Source organism: Amycolatopsis rhabdoformis (genome assembly GCF_035918295.1).
In the GTDB taxonomy this organism is placed as follows: Bacteria; Actinomycetota; Actinomycetes; order Mycobacteriales; family Pseudonocardiaceae; genus Amycolatopsis; species Amycolatopsis rhabdoformis.
Genome location: NZ_CP142149.1, coordinates 1,618,306 through 1,634,676, shown reverse-complemented (window position 1 = coordinate 1,634,676; position 16,371 = coordinate 1,618,306). Strand labels below are relative to the sequence as shown.

At 73.2% G+C, this 16,371-nt stretch carries 16 protein-coding genes; 2 read left to right on the top strand and 14 right to left on the bottom strand.

The features are described 5' to 3' along the window. Window positions 1–489: 489 nt before the first annotated feature. The 8 genes from VSH64_RS07605 to VSH64_RS07570 form a co-directional block, all read right to left on the bottom strand. The gene (locus tag VSH64_RS07605) at window positions 490–1,266 is read right to left on the bottom strand and encodes an IclR family transcriptional regulator (RefSeq protein WP_326834780.1); all 777 of its coding nucleotides are present in this window, start codon (window positions 1,264–1,266) and stop codon (window positions 490–492) included. A gap of 14 nt (window positions 1,267–1,280) precedes the next feature. Beyond that, window positions 1,281–2,132 carry an SRPBCC family protein gene (locus tag VSH64_RS07600; RefSeq protein ID WP_326834779.1) on the bottom strand — a complete coding sequence of 284 codons (852 nt, stop codon included), beginning with the start codon at window positions 2,130–2,132 and terminating at the stop codon, window positions 1,281–1,283. Window positions 2,133–2,141: 9 nt separating this feature from the next. Then, the gene (locus VSH64_RS07595) at window positions 2,142–3,629 is read right to left on the bottom strand and encodes a CoA-acylating methylmalonate-semialdehyde dehydrogenase (protein WP_407655635.1); all 1,488 of its coding nucleotides are present in this window, start codon (window positions 3,627–3,629) and stop codon (window positions 2,142–2,144) included. Beyond that, complete coding sequence (locus VSH64_RS07590; protein ID WP_326834778.1) at window positions 3,626–6,061, bottom strand: xanthine dehydrogenase family protein molybdopterin-binding subunit; 2,436 nt, start codon at window positions 6,059–6,061, stop codon at window positions 3,626–3,628. Before VSH64_RS07590 ends, VSH64_RS07595 begins: the two co-directional genes overlap by 4 nt. Next, a complete protein-coding gene (locus tag VSH64_RS07585; RefSeq protein WP_326834777.1) occupies window positions 6,058–6,564 on the bottom strand; it encodes a (2Fe-2S)-binding protein in 507 nt (168 codons plus the stop codon). The genes VSH64_RS07590 and VSH64_RS07585 overlap by 4 nt, the downstream gene beginning before the upstream one ends. Next, window positions 6,557–7,450 carry an FAD binding domain-containing protein gene (locus VSH64_RS07580; protein ID WP_326834776.1) on the bottom strand — a complete coding sequence of 298 codons (894 nt, stop codon included), beginning with the start codon at window positions 7,448–7,450 and terminating at the stop codon, window positions 6,557–6,559. The genes VSH64_RS07585 and VSH64_RS07580 overlap by 8 nt, the downstream gene beginning before the upstream one ends. 137 nt (window positions 7,451–7,587) lie before the next feature. Then, entirely contained in the window at window positions 7,588–8,712 is a 1,125-nt protein-coding gene (locus tag VSH64_RS07575; RefSeq protein ID WP_326834775.1) for a sensor histidine kinase, read from the bottom strand. Then, window positions 8,709–9,287, bottom strand: coding sequence for a response regulator transcription factor (locus tag VSH64_RS07570; RefSeq protein WP_326837919.1), 579 nt, complete (start codon window positions 9,285–9,287; stop codon window positions 8,709–8,711). The genes VSH64_RS07575 and VSH64_RS07570 overlap by 4 nt, the downstream gene beginning before the upstream one ends. A gap of 431 nt (window positions 9,288–9,718) precedes the next feature. Here VSH64_RS07570 and VSH64_RS07565 point away from each other — a divergent pair, with 431 nt between their 5' ends. Next, window positions 9,719–9,847 (top strand): hypothetical protein, encoded by a 129-nt coding sequence (locus VSH64_RS07565; protein ID WP_326834774.1) that lies wholly within the window; start codon window positions 9,719–9,721, stop codon window positions 9,845–9,847. Here VSH64_RS07565 and VSH64_RS07560 read toward each other — a convergent pair. From VSH64_RS07560 to VSH64_RS07535, 6 genes are read right to left on the bottom strand one after another with little or no spacing between them, the layout of a single operon-like run. Continuing rightward, window positions 9,823–10,668, bottom strand: a complete 846-nt coding sequence (locus tag VSH64_RS07560; protein ID WP_326837918.1) for an amidohydrolase family protein — start codon at window positions 10,666–10,668, stop codon at window positions 9,823–9,825. The genes VSH64_RS07565 and VSH64_RS07560 overlap by 25 nt on opposite strands. Beyond that, the gene (locus tag VSH64_RS07555; protein ID WP_326834773.1) at window positions 10,665–11,702 is read right to left on the bottom strand and encodes an aldose 1-epimerase family protein; all 1,038 of its coding nucleotides are present in this window, start codon (window positions 11,700–11,702) and stop codon (window positions 10,665–10,667) included. The genes VSH64_RS07560 and VSH64_RS07555 overlap by 4 nt, the downstream gene beginning before the upstream one ends. Beyond that, on the bottom strand, window positions 11,699–12,427 hold the full coding sequence (locus VSH64_RS07550; protein ID WP_326834772.1) for an SDR family NAD(P)-dependent oxidoreductase: 729 nt from the start codon (window positions 12,425–12,427) through the stop codon (window positions 11,699–11,701). The genes VSH64_RS07555 and VSH64_RS07550 overlap by 4 nt, the downstream gene beginning before the upstream one ends. Continuing rightward, the gene (locus tag VSH64_RS07545) at window positions 12,424–13,428 is read right to left on the bottom strand and encodes a hypothetical protein (RefSeq protein ID WP_326834771.1); all 1,005 of its coding nucleotides are present in this window, start codon (window positions 13,426–13,428) and stop codon (window positions 12,424–12,426) included. Before VSH64_RS07545 ends, VSH64_RS07550 begins: the two co-directional genes overlap by 4 nt. Beyond that, the gene (locus tag VSH64_RS07540; RefSeq protein WP_326834770.1) at window positions 13,425–14,612 is read right to left on the bottom strand and encodes a CaiB/BaiF CoA transferase family protein; all 1,188 of its coding nucleotides are present in this window, start codon (window positions 14,610–14,612) and stop codon (window positions 13,425–13,427) included. The genes VSH64_RS07545 and VSH64_RS07540 overlap by 4 nt, the downstream gene beginning before the upstream one ends. 2 nt (window positions 14,613–14,614) lie before the next feature. Continuing rightward, on the bottom strand, window positions 14,615–15,364 hold the full coding sequence (locus tag VSH64_RS07535; protein WP_326834769.1) for an enoyl-CoA hydratase/isomerase family protein: 750 nt from the start codon (window positions 15,362–15,364) through the stop codon (window positions 14,615–14,617). A 100-nt stretch (window positions 15,365–15,464) separates the two neighbouring features. Here VSH64_RS07535 and VSH64_RS07530 point away from each other — a divergent pair, with 100 nt between their 5' ends. Next, entirely contained in the window at window positions 15,465–16,355 is an 891-nt protein-coding gene (locus VSH64_RS07530; RefSeq protein ID WP_326834768.1) for a fumarylacetoacetate hydrolase family protein, read from the top strand. Window positions 16,356–16,371: the final 16 nt, after the last annotated feature.

Genomic DNA, 16,371 nt, shown 5'->3' with positions numbered 1-16,371 from the left:
TCGTCCTGAGAGCTGGAGCTGTGGGATTGCACCACCGCAACTGGCGCTTCAGCACCAAACGCAGTCTCACCCAGTCATCTATCGGCCGCCGGGACACAGCGCTGCCCGGCCACCCCGCGCGGGCGGGCTGCGCCGCTCCGGTACAGCTACTCACACGTCAGGCAACTACTCGACGGGGCGACTGAGCCGAAAGCGCACGACATTCGTGGCGCCAGTGCGCCGTAATCGGGGGACAACCCACCTTCACCCGGCCGCTGCGGTGGCACACGCCTTTCGGCGAGCTCGACTCGGCCGACTTTCGCCGAGTATGGTCAAGATCGCCGGCCGTCGTGATGGCCGAGCACGGCGAACGCCACCACACGCGAGATCGCGCCGGCTTCCGGATCGGGCGGTGCGATCGGCCCCCGGCCGATCTCGACCGTCCGATCCGGAAGCCGGCATGAAGGCGATCTCGCACGCCCTGCCGAAGGCGGGGCCAAAGATACAGGGCTACAAGCCGCCGAGGCGTTCGGTGATCGCGGAGGCCAGGCGGAGGATCGCGGACGTCGAGCGTTCGAGCCGTTGGTTGTCCACAGTGGACTTGACCAGGCTCACCGAGAGCGCGCCCACGGGTTGGCCGCCGCGGCCCGCGACGGCGGCGCCGACGCACATCATGCCCGGGGCGGTCTCCTCGTCGTCCACGGCGTAGCCGCGCTCGCGGGTGCGGGTGATCTCGGCTTCGAGCTGGGGCCGGCGCGAAATGCTGTGCGGGGTCAGGGTTTCGAAGCGGCCGTCGGCGTAGCGGCCGGCGATCTCGTCGTCGCTCAGGGAGGCGAGCAGGGCCTTGCCGCTGGCCGTGCAGTGGGCCGGCAGGCGCAGGCCGATCTCGTACGACATCGCGAGCGTGCGCAGGCCCGGTCGGGTCTCGACGTAGACCACGTTGCGACCGTCCAACAGGGACAGCACGATCGTGTCCTCGGCCAGCAGGCCGAGCTCGGCGTCGACCCGCCGGAACTCCAGCACGAACCCCGATTTCGCGAGGTAGGCGCGCCCGAGCGGTACCACCTTCCAGCCCAGCCGGTAGTGCCCGGCCGGGGTGCGCGTGAGCAGGCCGGTGGTCACGAGTGTGGTGCACACGGCGAGGCAGCTGCTCTTGGGCGCGCCGACGGTGCGCGCGAGCTCGCTGAGCGGCAGTCCGTCGGGGGCGGCGGCGAGCGCGTCGAGGATGTAGGCGGCGCGGGCGACCGAGGGCACCGGCAGGCCGGCCGAAGAAGGCGAACTGGTCATCGCGGGAGATTCTGTCATCGGCGCAGCCGCCGGGCGAGCACCACGGCCGCGACCACCGCCGCCACGGCCGGGACCACGCGTTTCGCCACCGGAAGGGCGACCGCCCGCAGCACGACGGCGTCCGCGTTGCGCGCGGCCCGCGTCGGGGCCGGCGAAGCAGCACCGGTCGGCGCGGTGTCGATCGGCGCGGTGTCGATCGGCGCGGTGTCGATCGGCGCGGCCTGGCTCGGGGCCGCGGCGGTCGCAACGGCCGCTGGGGCCGCCAGGGCCGGGGCTTGCTCGTCGTCCGGCCACTCCTCGGCCGCCAGATCGACGACCTCCGCGCCCGCCGTGCCCACCGCCGGCTCGGCACCAGACCGCGGCGCCACTGAAGACCCGGCTACCGGAGATCCAGCCGCCGGAGAACCGGCCGCACCCGACCGCTCCCCCGCCACCTCCTCGGCCAGCGTCCGCGCGAACTCCTCGACCAGCCGGCCCGTCACTTCACCGAGCACCCCGCGCCCGAACTGCGCCAGCCGCCCCGTGAGCGCGAGATCCGTGGCCAGGTCCACCCGCGTGCCCTCCGACGAGGGCGCCAGCCGCAGCGTGACGGTCGCCGAGGCCGACCCGCGGCCACGCACCTCGCGCCCCGACGCGGCCACGACCACCACCCCCGCCGCCTCGTCGCGGGAGCGGAACTGCGCGAGGCCGGAGTACTCGGCCGAGATCGGCCCGACCTTCACGCGCACGCCGCCGCGCACGTCGTCGCCGTCCACCTCGTCGAGGTGCACGCCGGGCAGGCACGGCGCGACCCGCCGCGGATCGGTGAGCACGGCCCACGCCTGCGCGGGCGGCAGGCCGACGGTGAAGCTGTTCTCCAATCGCACGAGCCGCTCCTAACCCGGGAACCGCAGGTCGACGCGCGAGCCGGCCGACGGTGCCCACCGGCTCGTGACGACCTTGCGGCGGGTGAAGAACCGGATGCCGTCCTCGCCGTACTGCCCGGAGTCGCCGAAGAGCGAGTGCTTCCAGCCGCCGAACGGGAAGTACGGCACCGGCACGGGAATCGGCACGTTGAGCCCGACCATGCCGGCCTGCACGGTGTGCTGGAACTGCCGGGCGGCCACGCCGTCACGGGTGTAGAGCGACACGCCGTTGCCGTACTCTCCGCCGTTGATGAGCGCGACGGCCTCCTCCAGGCTGTCCACGCGCAGCATCGACAGCACCGGCCCGAAGATCTCGTCGGTGTACACGGTCATGTCCGGCCGCACGTGGTCGATCAGCGTCGGGGCGAGGAAGAACCCGTTCTCCCGCCCCGGAACCCGCACCTCCCGGCCGTCGACCACGAGGTCCGCCCCGGCGTCGGCGCCGGCCTGCACGTAGCCGCTCACGCGGCGCAGGTGGTCGGCCGTGACGAGCGGCCCCATGTCCGTGCCCTCGTCGTGACCGTCCGCAGTGGACAGTCTCTCGATGCGGGCGACCAGGCGCTCGCGCAGCGCGTCGCCGACCCCGCCCACCGCCACCGCGACCGAGATCGCCATGCACCGCTCCCCCGCCGAACCGTAGGCGGCGGAGACCAGCGCGTCGGCGGCCGCGTCGAGGTCGGCGTCGGGCAGCACGATGAGGTGGTTCTTCGCGCCGCCCAGCGCCTGCACGCGCTTGCCGTGCTTGGCCGCGGTCTCGTACACGTGCCGGGCCACCGGCGTCGAGCCGACGAAGCTCACGGCGGCGACATCCGGGTGGGCCAGCAGCGCGTCGACGGCCTCGGCGCCACCGTGCACCACGTTGAAGACCCCGGCGGGCAACCCGGCCTCGAGCGCCAGCTCCGCCAGCCGGTTGCCGGCCGACGGGTCCTTCTCGCTCGGCTTGAGCACGAACGCGTTGCCGCACGCGATCGCGATCGGCGCCATCCACATCGGCACCATCACCGGGAAGTTGAACGGTGTGATGCCGGCGACGACCCCGAGCGGCTGGCGGATCGAGTACGTGTCGACGCCGCGGGACACGTTTTCGCTGAAGTCGCCCTTGAGCAGGTGCGGGATGCCGGCGGCGAACTTCGCGACGTCCAGGCCCGCGTTGACCTCGGCGCGCGCGTCGGCCAGCGTCTTGCCGTGCTCACCGGTGACCAGCTCCGCCAGCTCGTCGCGCGAGCGCTCGATCAGCCGGATGAACTCCAGCAGCACCTGCTGGCGCCCGCCGAGCGATTCCTCCGCCCACGCGGCCTGCGCGTCGAGCGCCACCTTCACGGCTTCGGCCACGGCACCGGCGTCGCCGAGCGCGACGCGGCCCGAGACGCTGCCCCGGGCGGGATCGTGCACGTCGGCCCACGCGGGCGGTTCGGCCTCGGCGTGGGCGCCGCCGACGAAGTGCTGGATGGTGTTCACGAGTGTCCTTTCGCGACAGTCGGGCCGAGGTCGGCCAGGGCCGGCACGGGAGGCGTGTCCGGCGGTTCGGGCCAGCTTTCGCCGGCGGCTTCGTCGAGGGCCCGCACCACGCGTTCGGGGGTGATCGGCTCGTGCCACACGCGGGCGCCGAGCGGGGCGAGCGCGTCGTTCACCGCGTTGTGCACGGCCGCGGGCGCGCCGGCAGCGCCGGCCTCACCCGCGCCTTTCACGCCCAGCGCGGTGATCGGGCTCGGGGTCTCGATGTGGGTGATGCGCACGTCGGGCAGCTCGGGCCCGGTCGGCATGAGGTAGTCGAGCAGCGTCGAGGTGAGCAGCTGGCCGGTTTCGTCGTAGTAGAGCCGTTCGTACAGCGCGCCGCCGATGCCCTGCGCGATGCCGCCGCGGATCTGCCCGTCCACGATCTCGGGGTTGATCAGCACCCCGCAGTCTTCGACGCACGCGTAGTCGACGAGGTGCACGAGCCCGCTGTCCTGCTCGATCTCGACCACCGCGGCGTGGGCGCCGTTGTTGAAGGTGACGTTGGGGCCGCTGTACTCCCCCACCACCGAAAGCCCGATCCGCAGCTCGGGCGGCAGCCGGTGGGTGCGGAAGTGCGCGACCTCGGCGAGCTCGTTCACCTCCAGGTGCACGTTCGGCGCGCCCGCGACCTGCACGATCCCGTTGCCGATCTCGAGGTCGGCCGGGTCCACCTCCAGCAGGTGCCCGGCGATCGCGAGCAGCCGCTCCTTCACCTCGCGTGCGGCCGCCGCGGCGGCGCCGCTGCTGACCACCGCCGAGCGGCTGGCCCACACCCCCGTGCCGTGGGGCACCACGGCCGTGTCGCCGCTGACCACGCTGATCCGGTCGAACTCCACGCCGAGGTGGTCGGCCACCACCTGCGCGGCGGTGGTCTGCAGGCCCTGGCCCTGGCCGGGCGTGCCGAGCAGCACGGTGACCGAACCGTCGGCCTCCACGCGAACCTCGACCTGGTCGTGCGCGGTGATCGGGGCGCCGCGCTTGCCGTAGAACATCACACCCGGCGCGGTGACCTCCACGAAACAGGCGAGGCCCACGCCCAGCAGGCGTCCGCGGTCGAGCGCCTCGGCCTTGCGCTTCTCCAGCTCCGGCCCGGTGGTCACCATGGCGAGCAGCTTCTCCAGCGACTCCTGGTGCGAGCCGCTGTCGTAGACCTGGCCGGTCACCGACGTGTAAGGCAGTTCCTCGGGCGCGATCAGGTTGCGGCGGCGCAGCTCGGCCGGGTCGAGACCGAGGCGGCGCGCGGTCTCGTCGAGCAGCGTCTCCATCGCGAGGATCGCGACCGGGTGCCCGACCCCGCGGTACACCGCGAGCGGCGCCTTGTTCGTGATCGCCACGCGCAGGTGGCCGCGGTAGACCGGGATCCGGTACGGGCCGGGCATGATCGTGGCGACCTGGATGCCTTCGGTGACCATGCTGCGCGGGTACACCGAGTACGCGCCGCCGTCACTCACGACCTCCGAGCGCATCCCGAGGATCCGGCCGTCGGCCGCCACCGCCAGCGCTGCGGACACGCGCTCGTCGCGGGCCTGCGTGTCGGACTGCAGCGATTCCACGCGGTCCTGGATCCACTTCACCGGGCGGCGCAACAGGATGCTGGCCGCGCAGGTGGCGACCTCGTCGGAGTACACGTGGGCCTTCATGCCGAACGCGCCGCCGACCTCGTCGGTGAGCACGCGGATGTTGCTCTCGCGCAGACCGAGCAGCTCGGCGAACACCGACTGCAGCATGTGCGGCGCCTGAGTGGAAATTCGCACGGTGAGCGCCTTCGCCGACGGGTCGAACTCGGCGACCACCCCGCGCGGCTCGAGCGCGACGGCCGTGTGCCGCGCCGTGCTGATGCCGGTTTCCACCACCACCGCGGCTTCGGCGAAGGCCGCTTCCACGTCGCCGGTGCCGAACGTGCCCTCGAACGCGAGGTTCGACGCGAGCTCTTCGTGCACCTTCGCCGCGGACTCCTCCAGCGCGGCGATCGAGTCGACGACCGGCGGCAGCTCCTCGTAGTCGATCGTCACGAGTTCCAGCGCGTCCTCGGCGACCGCGCGGCTCTCGGCCACGACCATCACCACGGGCTCGCCGACGTAGTGCAGCTTGCCGGTGGCCAGGGGTCGCTGGTCGCCGCCGACGAGACCCGGCCAGTCGAGCAGGCCCTTCCACGAGCGGCACATCGGGTTGAAGTCGTCGGCGGTGAACACCGCGGCCACACCCGGCGCGCGCTTGGCGGCCTCGGTGTCGATCGCGGTGATGCGCGCGTGGGCCACCGGCGCGCGCACGAACGCGGCGTGCAGGCAGCGGGCCGGCGTCACGTCGTCGGCGTAGCGGCCGCGGCCGAGCAGGATCTTCGGGTCTTCGACGCGCTTCACGCGCCGCCCGACCCAGCCTTCGGTGATGCTCACGCTCGCGCCTCCCGCACCTGCTCGGCGTATTCGGCGACCGCGTCCACGATCGGCGCGTAACCCGTGCAGCGGCAGAGGTTCCCGGACAGCCGCTCGCGGATCTCGTCGCGCGTCAGGTCCGGGTTCTCCTCGATCGCCGCGACGGCGGCCATCAGGAAGCCCGGCGTGCAGAAGCCGCACTGCAACGCCTGGTGCTCCCAGAACTTCTGCTGCAGCGGGTGCAGCACGTCCTCGGTGCCAGCCGCGTCGCCGAGGCCTTCGACGGTGTCCACTGTGGACCCGTGGGCCTGCACGGCGAGCGTGAGGCAGCTGCGCACCGCGACCCCGTCGACGCGGATCGTGCACGCACCGCACACGCCGTGCTCGCAGCCGAGGTGCGTGCCGGTGAGGCCGAGGTCGTGGCGCAGGAAATCGGCCAGCGTGGTGCGCGGGGTGGTGCGGGCCGACTCGGGTTTCCCGTTCACGGTGAGGGAAACCTGCGTGGGCTCGTGGGCGTCAAGCACGGGCACTCTCCACTTCGGACCGGCAACGGGCGGCGGCTTCGGCGAGCGAGCTCGCGACGAGCCGGGTGCCCGCGCGGCGGCGGTAGGTCACCGAGCCGTGGAGGTCACCGAGCACGTCGATGTCGTCGAACGCGTGGGCCGCGGCTTCGGCGAGCACGGCGTCGTCGAGTACCTCGCCGGTGAGGACGGCCTCGGCCGCGGTGGCGCGGCGCGGGGTGCCGGCGATGCCGAACAGCGCGATCCGCGCGTCGGTGCAGCGCCGGTCGGAGTCGGTGTCGAGCACGCAGATCACGCCGACGAGGGCGAAGTCGCCGCTGCGGCGCGTGATCTCGCGGATCGACCAGCCGGCCGTCGCGGGCAGCAGCGGCAGCTCGGCACCGGCGAGGACCTCGCCTTCGCCGAGCGCGGTCAAGTAGGGGCCGCCGAAGAAATCGCGCGCGGCGATCCGGCGCCTCCGCTCGGCGCCGGCCACGCGCACGGATCCGTCGAGCGCGAGCAGCAGCGCCGGCAGCTCCGCCGCCGGGTCGGCGTGGGCGAGCGAGCCGCAGACGGTGCCGCGGTTGCGGATCTCGGGGTGCCCGACCTGCGCGAGCGCCTCGGCGACCAGCGGGTGGCGCCGCCGTGTCTCGGGATCGGTCTCCAGCGCCCGGGCGGTGACCGCGGCGGACACGACCAGGCCGTCGGTGTCCCGGAAGGCGTGGCCGCGCAGGTCTTTCGCCGTGGTGATGTCCACGAGCACGGACGGGTTCGACATGCGCAACGCCATCACCGGGAGGAGGCTTTGCCCACCGCCGAGCACTCGCGCGTCGGGCCCGTGTTCGGCGAGCGCCGCCACCGCGTCACCCAGCGTTTCGGCCCGGTGGTAGCCGAAAGCAGGCAGTTTCACCGACTCGTCCCCTTTGCTCCGCCCTCGTGGTCGAACCACCCAGTCTTCGAATCAGCCAGTCTTCAAGCCGGCGAGTGTTCGAAATGCTGAACGCTGTTCGATTTCCAGAACGAGTCTCGGGAGAGCCGGGGCGGATGTCAAGTCGAGCCGGCCACCTCGGCGCGCACACGGAACCCGCCGCCGGACGCCGGTCCGGTGGTGAGCCGGCCGTCGACCCCGGCGAGGCGGTCGGCCAGACCGGAGAGACCGTTGCCGGGAGCGGCAGTGCTTCCCGTGCCGTCGTCGGTGATCTCGACCCAGGTCTCGCCGAGCCGGATCTCGCAGTGGCCGGCCCCGCTGTGGCGGATCACGTTGGTCGTGGCTTCGCGGATCACGAAGGCGAACGGCTGCTGCAGGTGCACGGCGACGTCGTCCACGGCGTGCGGGGCGGTGAGCCGGATGCCGGCGGTTTCGAGCGCGCCGCGGACGCCCGCGAGCTCCGCGGCGAGCGAGGTGCGCCGGAAGTCGCTCACGGTGGCGCGCACCTCGGCGAGTGCCTGGCGCGAAAGGACCTCGACCTCACGGACCTCCCCGAGCGCCCGCTCGGCGTTTCTCCCGCTCTCCAGCAGGCGCCGCGCGACGCCGGTCTTGAGCGTGATCGTGGTCAGGCTGTGCCCGAGCAGGTCGTGGAGGTCACGCGCCACGCGGCCGCGTTCCTCCGACACGGCGAGGGTGCGCACCTGATCCCGCGCGGCCCGCAGTTCGGCGACCGTGCGGCTCAGCTGGGTCGCGGAGACGAGGCCGAGCGAGAGCAGGCCGACGAGCACGGTGTCGCTCACGTCGGGGCTGCCCCGCGCGATCGTGGTGGCACCGAACAGGAGCGCCGCCGTGCCCGGGCCCAGCCACTTCGCCGCGCGCAGCGGCAGCAGCACCACCGACGCGGCGATGGCGTACGCGGTCAACGTCAGCAGTTCCGGGCGCCGGAACAGGACCGGCAACGCCAGCCCGAGCGCGAACAACCCCGCCACCACGACCACTCGGGACGCCGGCCGCAGCCGCGGGCCCACGATCAGCGCCGCGAGGAAGCTCACGGAGTAGGCGGCCGCGATCAGCAACGCCGGCACCCGCACCGCCGGTTCGGCGTTCGCCTGCGCCGGGATCTCGAGCCACAGCCACACCAGGAAAGCCGTGAACGGCGCCAGCTCCCGCACCAGTGACCGCAGGCCGGCCCGCGCGGGCGCGCGCACGCGCCGGCTCTTCGCGTCGAGCCGGTCGGTGGTCACAGCCAGCCCCGGTCGTCGGCCGGCCGCACCGCCTCGGCCCGGGTCGTGGCCTCGAGCTTGCCCATCGCCGACGAGAGGTAGTTGCACACCGTGCCCGCCGACAGGTGCAGCCGGCCGGCCACCGCGGCGACGGTGCTGCCGTCGCGGCAGGCGAGGAGCACCTCGCGTTCCCGGTCCGTGAGCGAACTCGTGCCCAGCGTCAGGGACTCGGTGGCGAGCGACGGATCGATCACCCGGAGCCCGGCGTGGACCCGGCGGACCGCGTCGACCAGCTGCTCCGGCGGGCAGTCCTTCACGACGAACCCGGCCGCACCGGCCGCGAGGGCCCGCGTGAGGTAACCGGGCCGCCCGAACGTGGTGCACATCAGCACGCGGCACCGCGGCAGCTCGGCCCGCACCTCGGCCGCGACGTCGAGGCCGTTCTTGCGGGGCATCTGCACGTCGAGCAACACGACGTCCGGCCGGGTCGCGCGCGCGACCGCGAGCACCTCGTCGCCCGAGCCGACGCGCGCGACCACGCGGATGTCGTCCTCGAGGTCCAGCAGCACGGCGGACACGCCGGCGCCGGCCTGCAGCGCGACGAGATCTCCGGTGCCGACGGCGTGCAGGACGAAGTAGACGGCGCCGGGCAGCAGCAGATCGCGCAGCACCGTGGGGACGAGGGCGTTGAACCTCGCGGCTTTGCTCGCAGGGGCCGAGGGTGACTCGGTGGTGGGTGGAGTGGTGAGTGGTTCGGTCGTCGATCGCTCGGTGCTCTGCTGACCGGCGACGCCCGGCTGCTCGTGCTCAAGGACTCGCTGGTCACCGGCGTGGTCGCGCTCGCGTTCATCGCCACGACCGTCGCCGACCGGCCGCTGCTGTTCCTGCTCGGGCGCAGTTCGAGACCGCCGACGACCCGGCGAAGATCGCCGCCTTCGACAAGCGGTACGCGACGCACGCCCCGACCCGGCGCCGCTTCCGCACGCTGAGCCGGGCGTGGGGCCTCGGGCTCCTGCTGGAGGCCGCCGTGCGCACGGTGCTGTGCTTCGTGCTCCCGATCGAGCAGATCGTGGTCCTCTCGCCGGTGCTGCTCTTCGGCACGCTGACGGTGATCTACTTCGGGGCCAAGCTCTACCTCGCCAGGGCACGGGACTGAGCCGCCAGCCCGTAAACGCGTTCGGCGGTGCCCGCGAACACGTCCGCGCGTTCGGCCGCGGTGAGGTGCGCGGTGAGCGCGTCGACGGCCGAAAACGTTTGCGCGTACGTGCCCGCGAGCAGACAGACCGGCCAGTCCGACCCGTACATCAGCCGCGACGGCCCGAAGGCCGACAGGGCCACGTCGGCGTACGGGCGCAGATCCGCGACTGTCCACTGTGGCCAGGCGGCCTCCGTGATCAGACCGGACAGCTTGGCCACCACATTCGGTTCACGGGCCAGCGACCGCAGCCCCGAAGCCCACGGCTCCAGCTCACCGGACGCGATCGGCGGCTTCCCGAGGTGGTCGAGCACGAACGTCAGCTCCGGCACGGCCCGCACGGTCTCCAGCGCCGCGGTGAACTGGTCCGGGCGCACCAGCAGGTCGAAGGTCAGGCCCTCGGCGGCGAGGGCGCGCAGGCCGGCGCGGACGTCCGGCCGGCACAGCCACCTCGGGTCCGGCTCGGCCTGGACGCCGTGGCGCAGGCCGACGAGCCGGGTGCCGCGGAAGCGGGCCGGGTCGAGCTCCGGCGACGCGAGATCCGCCCAGCCCACCACCCCCGCGATCAGCGGATCACGCAGCCCCAGCAGCTGCTCCGTCTCCACGGCCGAGCCGACGGCCTGCACCAGCACCGTGCGCGTGACGCCAGTGCCGAGCGTCGCCAGGCGCAGGTCGCGCACGGTGAAGGGGCGGCGGATCGGCGTGAGTGCGGGCCGGTCGAGCCACGGCTGCGGGTGCGCGCCCGGGTGCCACAGGTGGTGGTGGGCGTCGACGTGGTTCAGAGCTCCTCCACGCGGAACGCGGTCCGGTAGGTGCGCGACTCCCCCGGCTCCAGCCAGGTCATGCTGCCGTCGGCGCGCGCGGCCGCGTCTCCCCCGACGTGGTGGGTCGACGGTTCCAGCCCCACCGCGTAGTTGCCGGCCCGAAGGTTGAGCCATTCGAAGAAGCACGGGAACTCGTCCTGCGACCAGTGCACGCTCACCGCGAGCCCGAGGCGCTCGTTCACGATCGCCGCCGTGCCGCCGGCGAGCTCGTGCTCGTACACCTGCTCCACGAACCCCGGGATCGGCGGCGGGAACACCAGGTGGTCGATTCCTTGCGAGGCCACGCTGTCCGACTGCCACACCGTGCGCGCGACCGGCGCCACGAACCGCGCGCCCTCGTCGAGCAGCGGCCAGCCGAGGTTGATGTGGTAGAGGAACATGTGCGGCATCGGCTCGAACGCCGGGTTGTGCACCGTGTCGGTGAGCCGGATCTCGTTGCCGCCGAGGTCGGCCTCGATGCGCCGGGTCAGCGTGAGGTTCTCCGCGAACACCGCCGCTTGCCGCACCTCGCCCTCGGCCCACAGCACGCAGCGGTTGCCCTCCCACCGCGAGCCGTAACCGCTCAGCCGCGCGGGGATGTTCGCGACGCGCCCGTGCAGCCCGTGCCGCACGGTCTCGCGCGGCGGGTAGCGGTAACCGGCCGCATCCACCGCGCCGCCGAACAGCGTGTGGTCGAGCCCGCCGGTCACCAGCAGCCCGGTGAAGGACCGCAGCCACGACAGGCCGTCCTCGTCGGCGTGCTCGTGCAGGCCGGGGTGGCGCACCCCGGTCGGTGAGGTCCAACCGAACGCGCGGCCCGCGTGCTCGGCCGCGCCCAGGTCCATCGCCCGGTCCACGAGGACCTCGAACGCCAGCCCGCTGCCGGTGCGGAACTCCAGCGCCCGCACGCCGCGCTCGGTGCCGTCCGCGAGCGTCACCAGCCGCACGCCGCCGGCCCCGCCGCGAGCCACCAAGGCACGCCGATCGTGCGTCTGTCCGTAAAGGTCGGTCATGTCATCACCCAGCCACCGTTGACCTCGATCGTCTGCCCGGTCACGAACGACGCGTCCGGGCCCGTCAGGAACGCCACCACCGCGGCCAGCTCTTCGGGCCGGCCCCGGCGTTTCAGCGCTTGCCGCTCCAGCACGAACGCCCGGTACGCCTCCGGGTCGTCGTGGATTTCCTCCGCCGCGGTGGGAAACGCACCCGGCGACACGCAGTTCACGCGGATCTCGTGCGGTCCGAGCTCCCGCGCCAGCGCCTTCGTCAACGCGGCCGCCGCTCCCTTCGTCGCCACGTACGCGGCGAGGTCCGGCCAGCCGCCGTGCATCGTGATCGACGCGACGTTCACGATCGCGCCCCCGCCCGCGGCGACCATGCCGGGCACCACGGCCTGCGCCGCGACCCAGTACGCGCGCTGGTTCACCGCGTGCACCTCGTCGTACTCGGCCAGCGGCACCTCGGTGAACGGCCGGCTCGGGTAGATCGCGGCGTTGTTCACCAGCACGTCGACGGGCCCCAGATCGGTGGCCGTGCGCTCGACCGCCGCGCGCAGCGCCTCGGCGTCGCGCAGGTCGACCACGAGCGGCAGCACCTTCGACCCGGCCAGCCGCGCGGTCTCTTCCAGCGCTTCGCCGTCCCGGTCGAGCGCGGCCACGGCGTCGCCGCGCGAAGCCAGCCGCAGCACGGTGGCGCGGCCCAACGCCCCGCCCGCGCCGGTGACAAGTGCGGTGGTCATGCGTTCCTCCCTTCCTCGTGGTTCTTCACCAGCCGCCGGTGGACGAACGGATCGCGAGCGAGGACGCCCTCGCGCAGGATCCGCGATCCCTCGGTCTGGAACCGGAGGTAGCCCGGCTCCCGCGGCCGCACCCAAGCGTGCTCCAGCGTCGCGGCGGTGTCGGCGTGGAACCCCGGTGACGTCCACACGCGACGGTCGGCCGGCTGGCCGCCGCACGCCGGGAACAGCTCCGTCTGCACGTCCGCCGCGATCAGCCGGCGCACGAGTGCGCGCGCCTCCTCCACGGGCGCCTTGCGCGACACCGCGATCCCCGTCCCGCCGAGCACACTGCCGATCCCCGCCGGCCCCGAAGGCGCGTCCCGAAAGGACAGCAGCGGAGTGCCGGTGTAGCCGTACACCAGCGGGCAGTACCGCACCGGGCCGTCGGTCATCGCCGCGAGCACCCCGATCGGGTTCCGCACCGACACCGCCGGATCCGCCGACGCGGCCAGCTCGGTCATCAGCTCGGCCGCGGATTCCGCCGCTTCGCTGAACGGCGTGACACCGAAAGCCACGCACAGCGCGAAATACATCAGCAGCGCGTGCGGGCCGCCGAGGCACAGCGCCACTCCCCCGTCGCGCGTCAGCTCCCGCACCTCGGCCCAGGTCCGCGGCGGATCGGCGAGCGTCCCCGCCGACACCTGCGCGGCGGCGTCGATCGGCAACGCCCACGTGCGCCCGGCCAGCACGTACGAGTCGTAACTCGCGCCGATCGTGCCGGCCCGCCACGCGGCCAGCTCGTCGGCGCCGAGCAGTTCCTCCATCGGCACGAGGTGCTCCACCGCCGCGCCGAGCCCGGGGTGGTCCACCACCAGCAGGTCGTACTCCGCGGCCAGGTCGGCGATCGGCGTGGACTCGAAGCCCTCCAGCGGTTGCCGGCTCCACGTGACCCCGCCTTCGCGACGGGCCAGCTCGTCGAGCGGCCGGTAGCCGCGCGGGTGGTCCCAGGTCAGCCCCTTCACGGCGCGAGCACCACCTTGTCGTCGACCAGCCCGGCGATCCGGGCCGGGTCGTACCCGAGCTCACGCAGGATCTCGCCGCTGTGCTCGCCGGCCACCGGCGCGCCGCGGCGCACCTCCGGCGGCGTCGCGCTGAACCCGTACGGGAACCCCGGGGTGGTCACCGGCCCCTCGGTGGGGTGCTCGTAGCGCACGAACGAGCCGTTGTGGACCACCTGCGGATCTTCGAGCAGCTCGGCGTAGGAGTACACCGGTCCGGCCCAGATCCCGGCCTCGTGCAGCCGCTCGAGCCACTCGGCCGTGGTCCGATCCGGCAGCCGCCCGCGCACCAGCGCGGTGATCTCGTCGCGGCGCGCGTGCCCGTCCACATCGGTGTCCATCGTGGACAGTTCCGGCAGGTTCAGTGCCACGGCCAGCGCCGGCAACGGCGGCATCGCCAGCGCGAGGTGCCCGTCCGCGGTCTCGAAGACCCCGTACGGCGCGCGGATGTAGGTGTGCCCGTGCGCCTCGCTCCCCCGCCGCTGCGGCACGCCGCCGACGGTGAACACCGACAGCTCCTGCATCTGCACGGCGATCGCGGCGTCGAGCATGTTCACCGTGACCAGCTGGCCCTCGCCGGTGCGCTCGCGGTGCAGCAGCGCCGCCAGCGCCCCCTCGAACGCGCTGTAGGCGGTGATCGCGTCGATCGCGTAGGTGCCCGCGGGCAGCGGCGGATCGGCGGCCCGGCCGACGCTGTACATCGCGCCGCTCATGGCCTGCAGCAACAGGTCCTGGCCTGGCCGCTGCGCATACGGCCCGGTCTCGCCGTAGCCCGAGATCGACACGTACACGATGCGCGGGTTGAGCGCGCGCACCGTCTCGTAGTCCAGGCCCAGCCGCTGCGCCACGCCCGGGCGGTAGTTCTGCAGCACGACGTCGGCGGTCGCGATCAGGTCGTGCACGGCCTGCCGGCCGGCCGGTGCCTTGAGGTCCACGGCGAGGCTGCGCTTGTTGCGGTTGAGCGAGAGGAACGACGGGTTCACCGCCACCCCGGTCGCGCCGCCCGCCGGAGCGTGGCGCTGCCACTCGCCCGACGGCGGCTCGACCTTCACCACGTCCGCGCCGAGGTCGCCCAGCCGCATCGCGGCCAGCGGCCCGGCCATCGCGATCGACACGTCGACCACGCGGTACCCGTCCAGCACTCCCATCGTCACTCCCCTGTGAACCGCGGTTCGCGGCGCTGCTCGAAGGCCGCCCGGCCCTCGGCCGCGTCCGCTGTGGACAGACAGATCGTCTGCAGGTCCCGCTCGTAGCGGATGGCCTGCTCGAGCGGCATCGAGTACGCCGCGCGCAGGTTCGCTTTCGCCGTCTGCGCGGCGATCGGCGCGCGGGCCGCGATGCGCCCGGCCAGCGCCACGGCCCGGTCGAGCACCTCGTGCCGGCCCACGACTTCACTGACCAGCCCCCACGCAAGCGCCTGCGCCGCGTCGATCGGGTCGCCGGTCAGCAACATCGTCGCCGCATTGCCCGGCCCGATGCTGTGCGCCAGCAGCGCCGACTGGCCGCTGCCGCCGATCCAGCCGAGCTTGATCTCGGGCGCGGCGAACGTGGCGGTCGAAGCGGCGAGCCGGATGTCGCAGGCCAGCGCGAGCTCCAGGCCGCCGCCGAAGGCGAACCCGTTCACGGCCGCGATCACCGGCGTGCGCAGCCCGCGGATGGTGTCGCCGTAGTCGTCGCGGTTGCGAAACGCCCACGGCGTGGCGTAGCGGTCGAGCTCCCCGACGTCGCTGCCCGCGCAGAACGCCTTGTCGCCCGCGCCGGTCAGCACGACCGCCCGCACGCCCGGGTCGGCGTCGAGCGCCGCCGCGTGCGTGCGCAGGGCCGTGGCCATCTCCGGGGTGATCGCGTTGCGCTTCGCCGGCCGGTTGAGCGTGAGCACCGCCACGCCTCCGGTGACCACACAGTCCACTTCGGACTCAACACTTGCGCCGGAACTGTTGTTACGCCTAGGTTCCTGCTCGCCCCGAGAACGGGCATCCCCACGAGGATCGAGGTCAGCCGTGCTCATCGTTCGTTTCCTTTCCGCGGGTGGCGATCACCCGCTCGTCGGCGTCCGTGACGACGACACCGACACCGTCACCGAACTTCCGGTGGCGGCCGTAGGCGAACTGCTCGCCCTGCCGCTCACCGACCTGCGTGCCCTGTGCCTGAACAACACCACCGGCACCCGGCACCGCGCCGCGGACGTCCGGCTCCTGCCGCCGGTCGACCGCCGCACCGAGGTCTGGGCCGCCGGCGTGACCTACCAGCGTTCCCGCGAGGCGCGGATCACCGAGAGCGAGAACGCCGCCGACGTCTACGACCTCGTGTACGACGCCCCGCGCCCGGAGCTGTTCTTCAAGTCCGCCGCCTGGCGCGTGACCGGCGACGGCGAGTGCGTGGCCATCCGCCCCGACTCCGACACCGACGTGCCGGAGCCGGAGCTGGGCCTGGTCGTGAACGCCGGCGCCGAGATCGTCGGCTACACCGTCGTGAACGACATGAGCTCCCGCAGCATCGAAGGCGTGAACCCGCTCTACCTGCCCCAGGCCAAGATCTACCTGGGCGGCTGCGCCGTCGGCCCCGGCATCCGGCCGGCCTGGGAGGTGCCCGACGCGCGCGACCTCCCGATCGAGCTGGAGATCCACCGCGCCGGTGAGCTCGCCTGGTCCGGCGCCACCAGCACGTCGCTGCTGCGGCGCGGCTTCGACGAGCTCGTGGAGCACCTGTTCCGCGCCGAGGTGTTCCCCGACGGCGCGGTGCTCGCCACCGGCACGGCGCTGGTACCGGACCTGCCGTTCACCCTCGCCGACGGCGATCGGGTCGCGATCACCGTCGGCGGGGTCGGGCGCCTCACCAGCACCGTGGTGTCCGGAAAGGACGCCGTGGTGAAGCTGCTCGAGAACCGCTGAACCGTGGGGGCCGGGC

Bases quoted from the DNA above. Each gene is read 5' to 3' on its own strand.
- VSH64_RS07605 (WP_326834780.1), bottom strand. From the start codon at position 1,266: ATGACCAGTTCGCCTTCTTCGGCCGGCCTGCCGGTGCCCTCGGTCGCC.
- VSH64_RS07555 (WP_326834773.1), bottom strand. From the start codon at position 11,702: ATGACCGACCTTTACGGACAGACGCACGATCGGCGTGCCTTGGTGGCT.
- VSH64_RS07550 (WP_326834772.1), bottom strand. From the start codon at position 12,427: ATGACCACCGCACTTGTCACCGGCGCGGGCGGGGCGTTGGGCCGCGCC.
- VSH64_RS07540 (WP_326834770.1), bottom strand. From the start codon at position 14,612: ATGGGAGTGCTGGACGGGTACCGCGTGGTCGACGTGTCGATCGCGATG.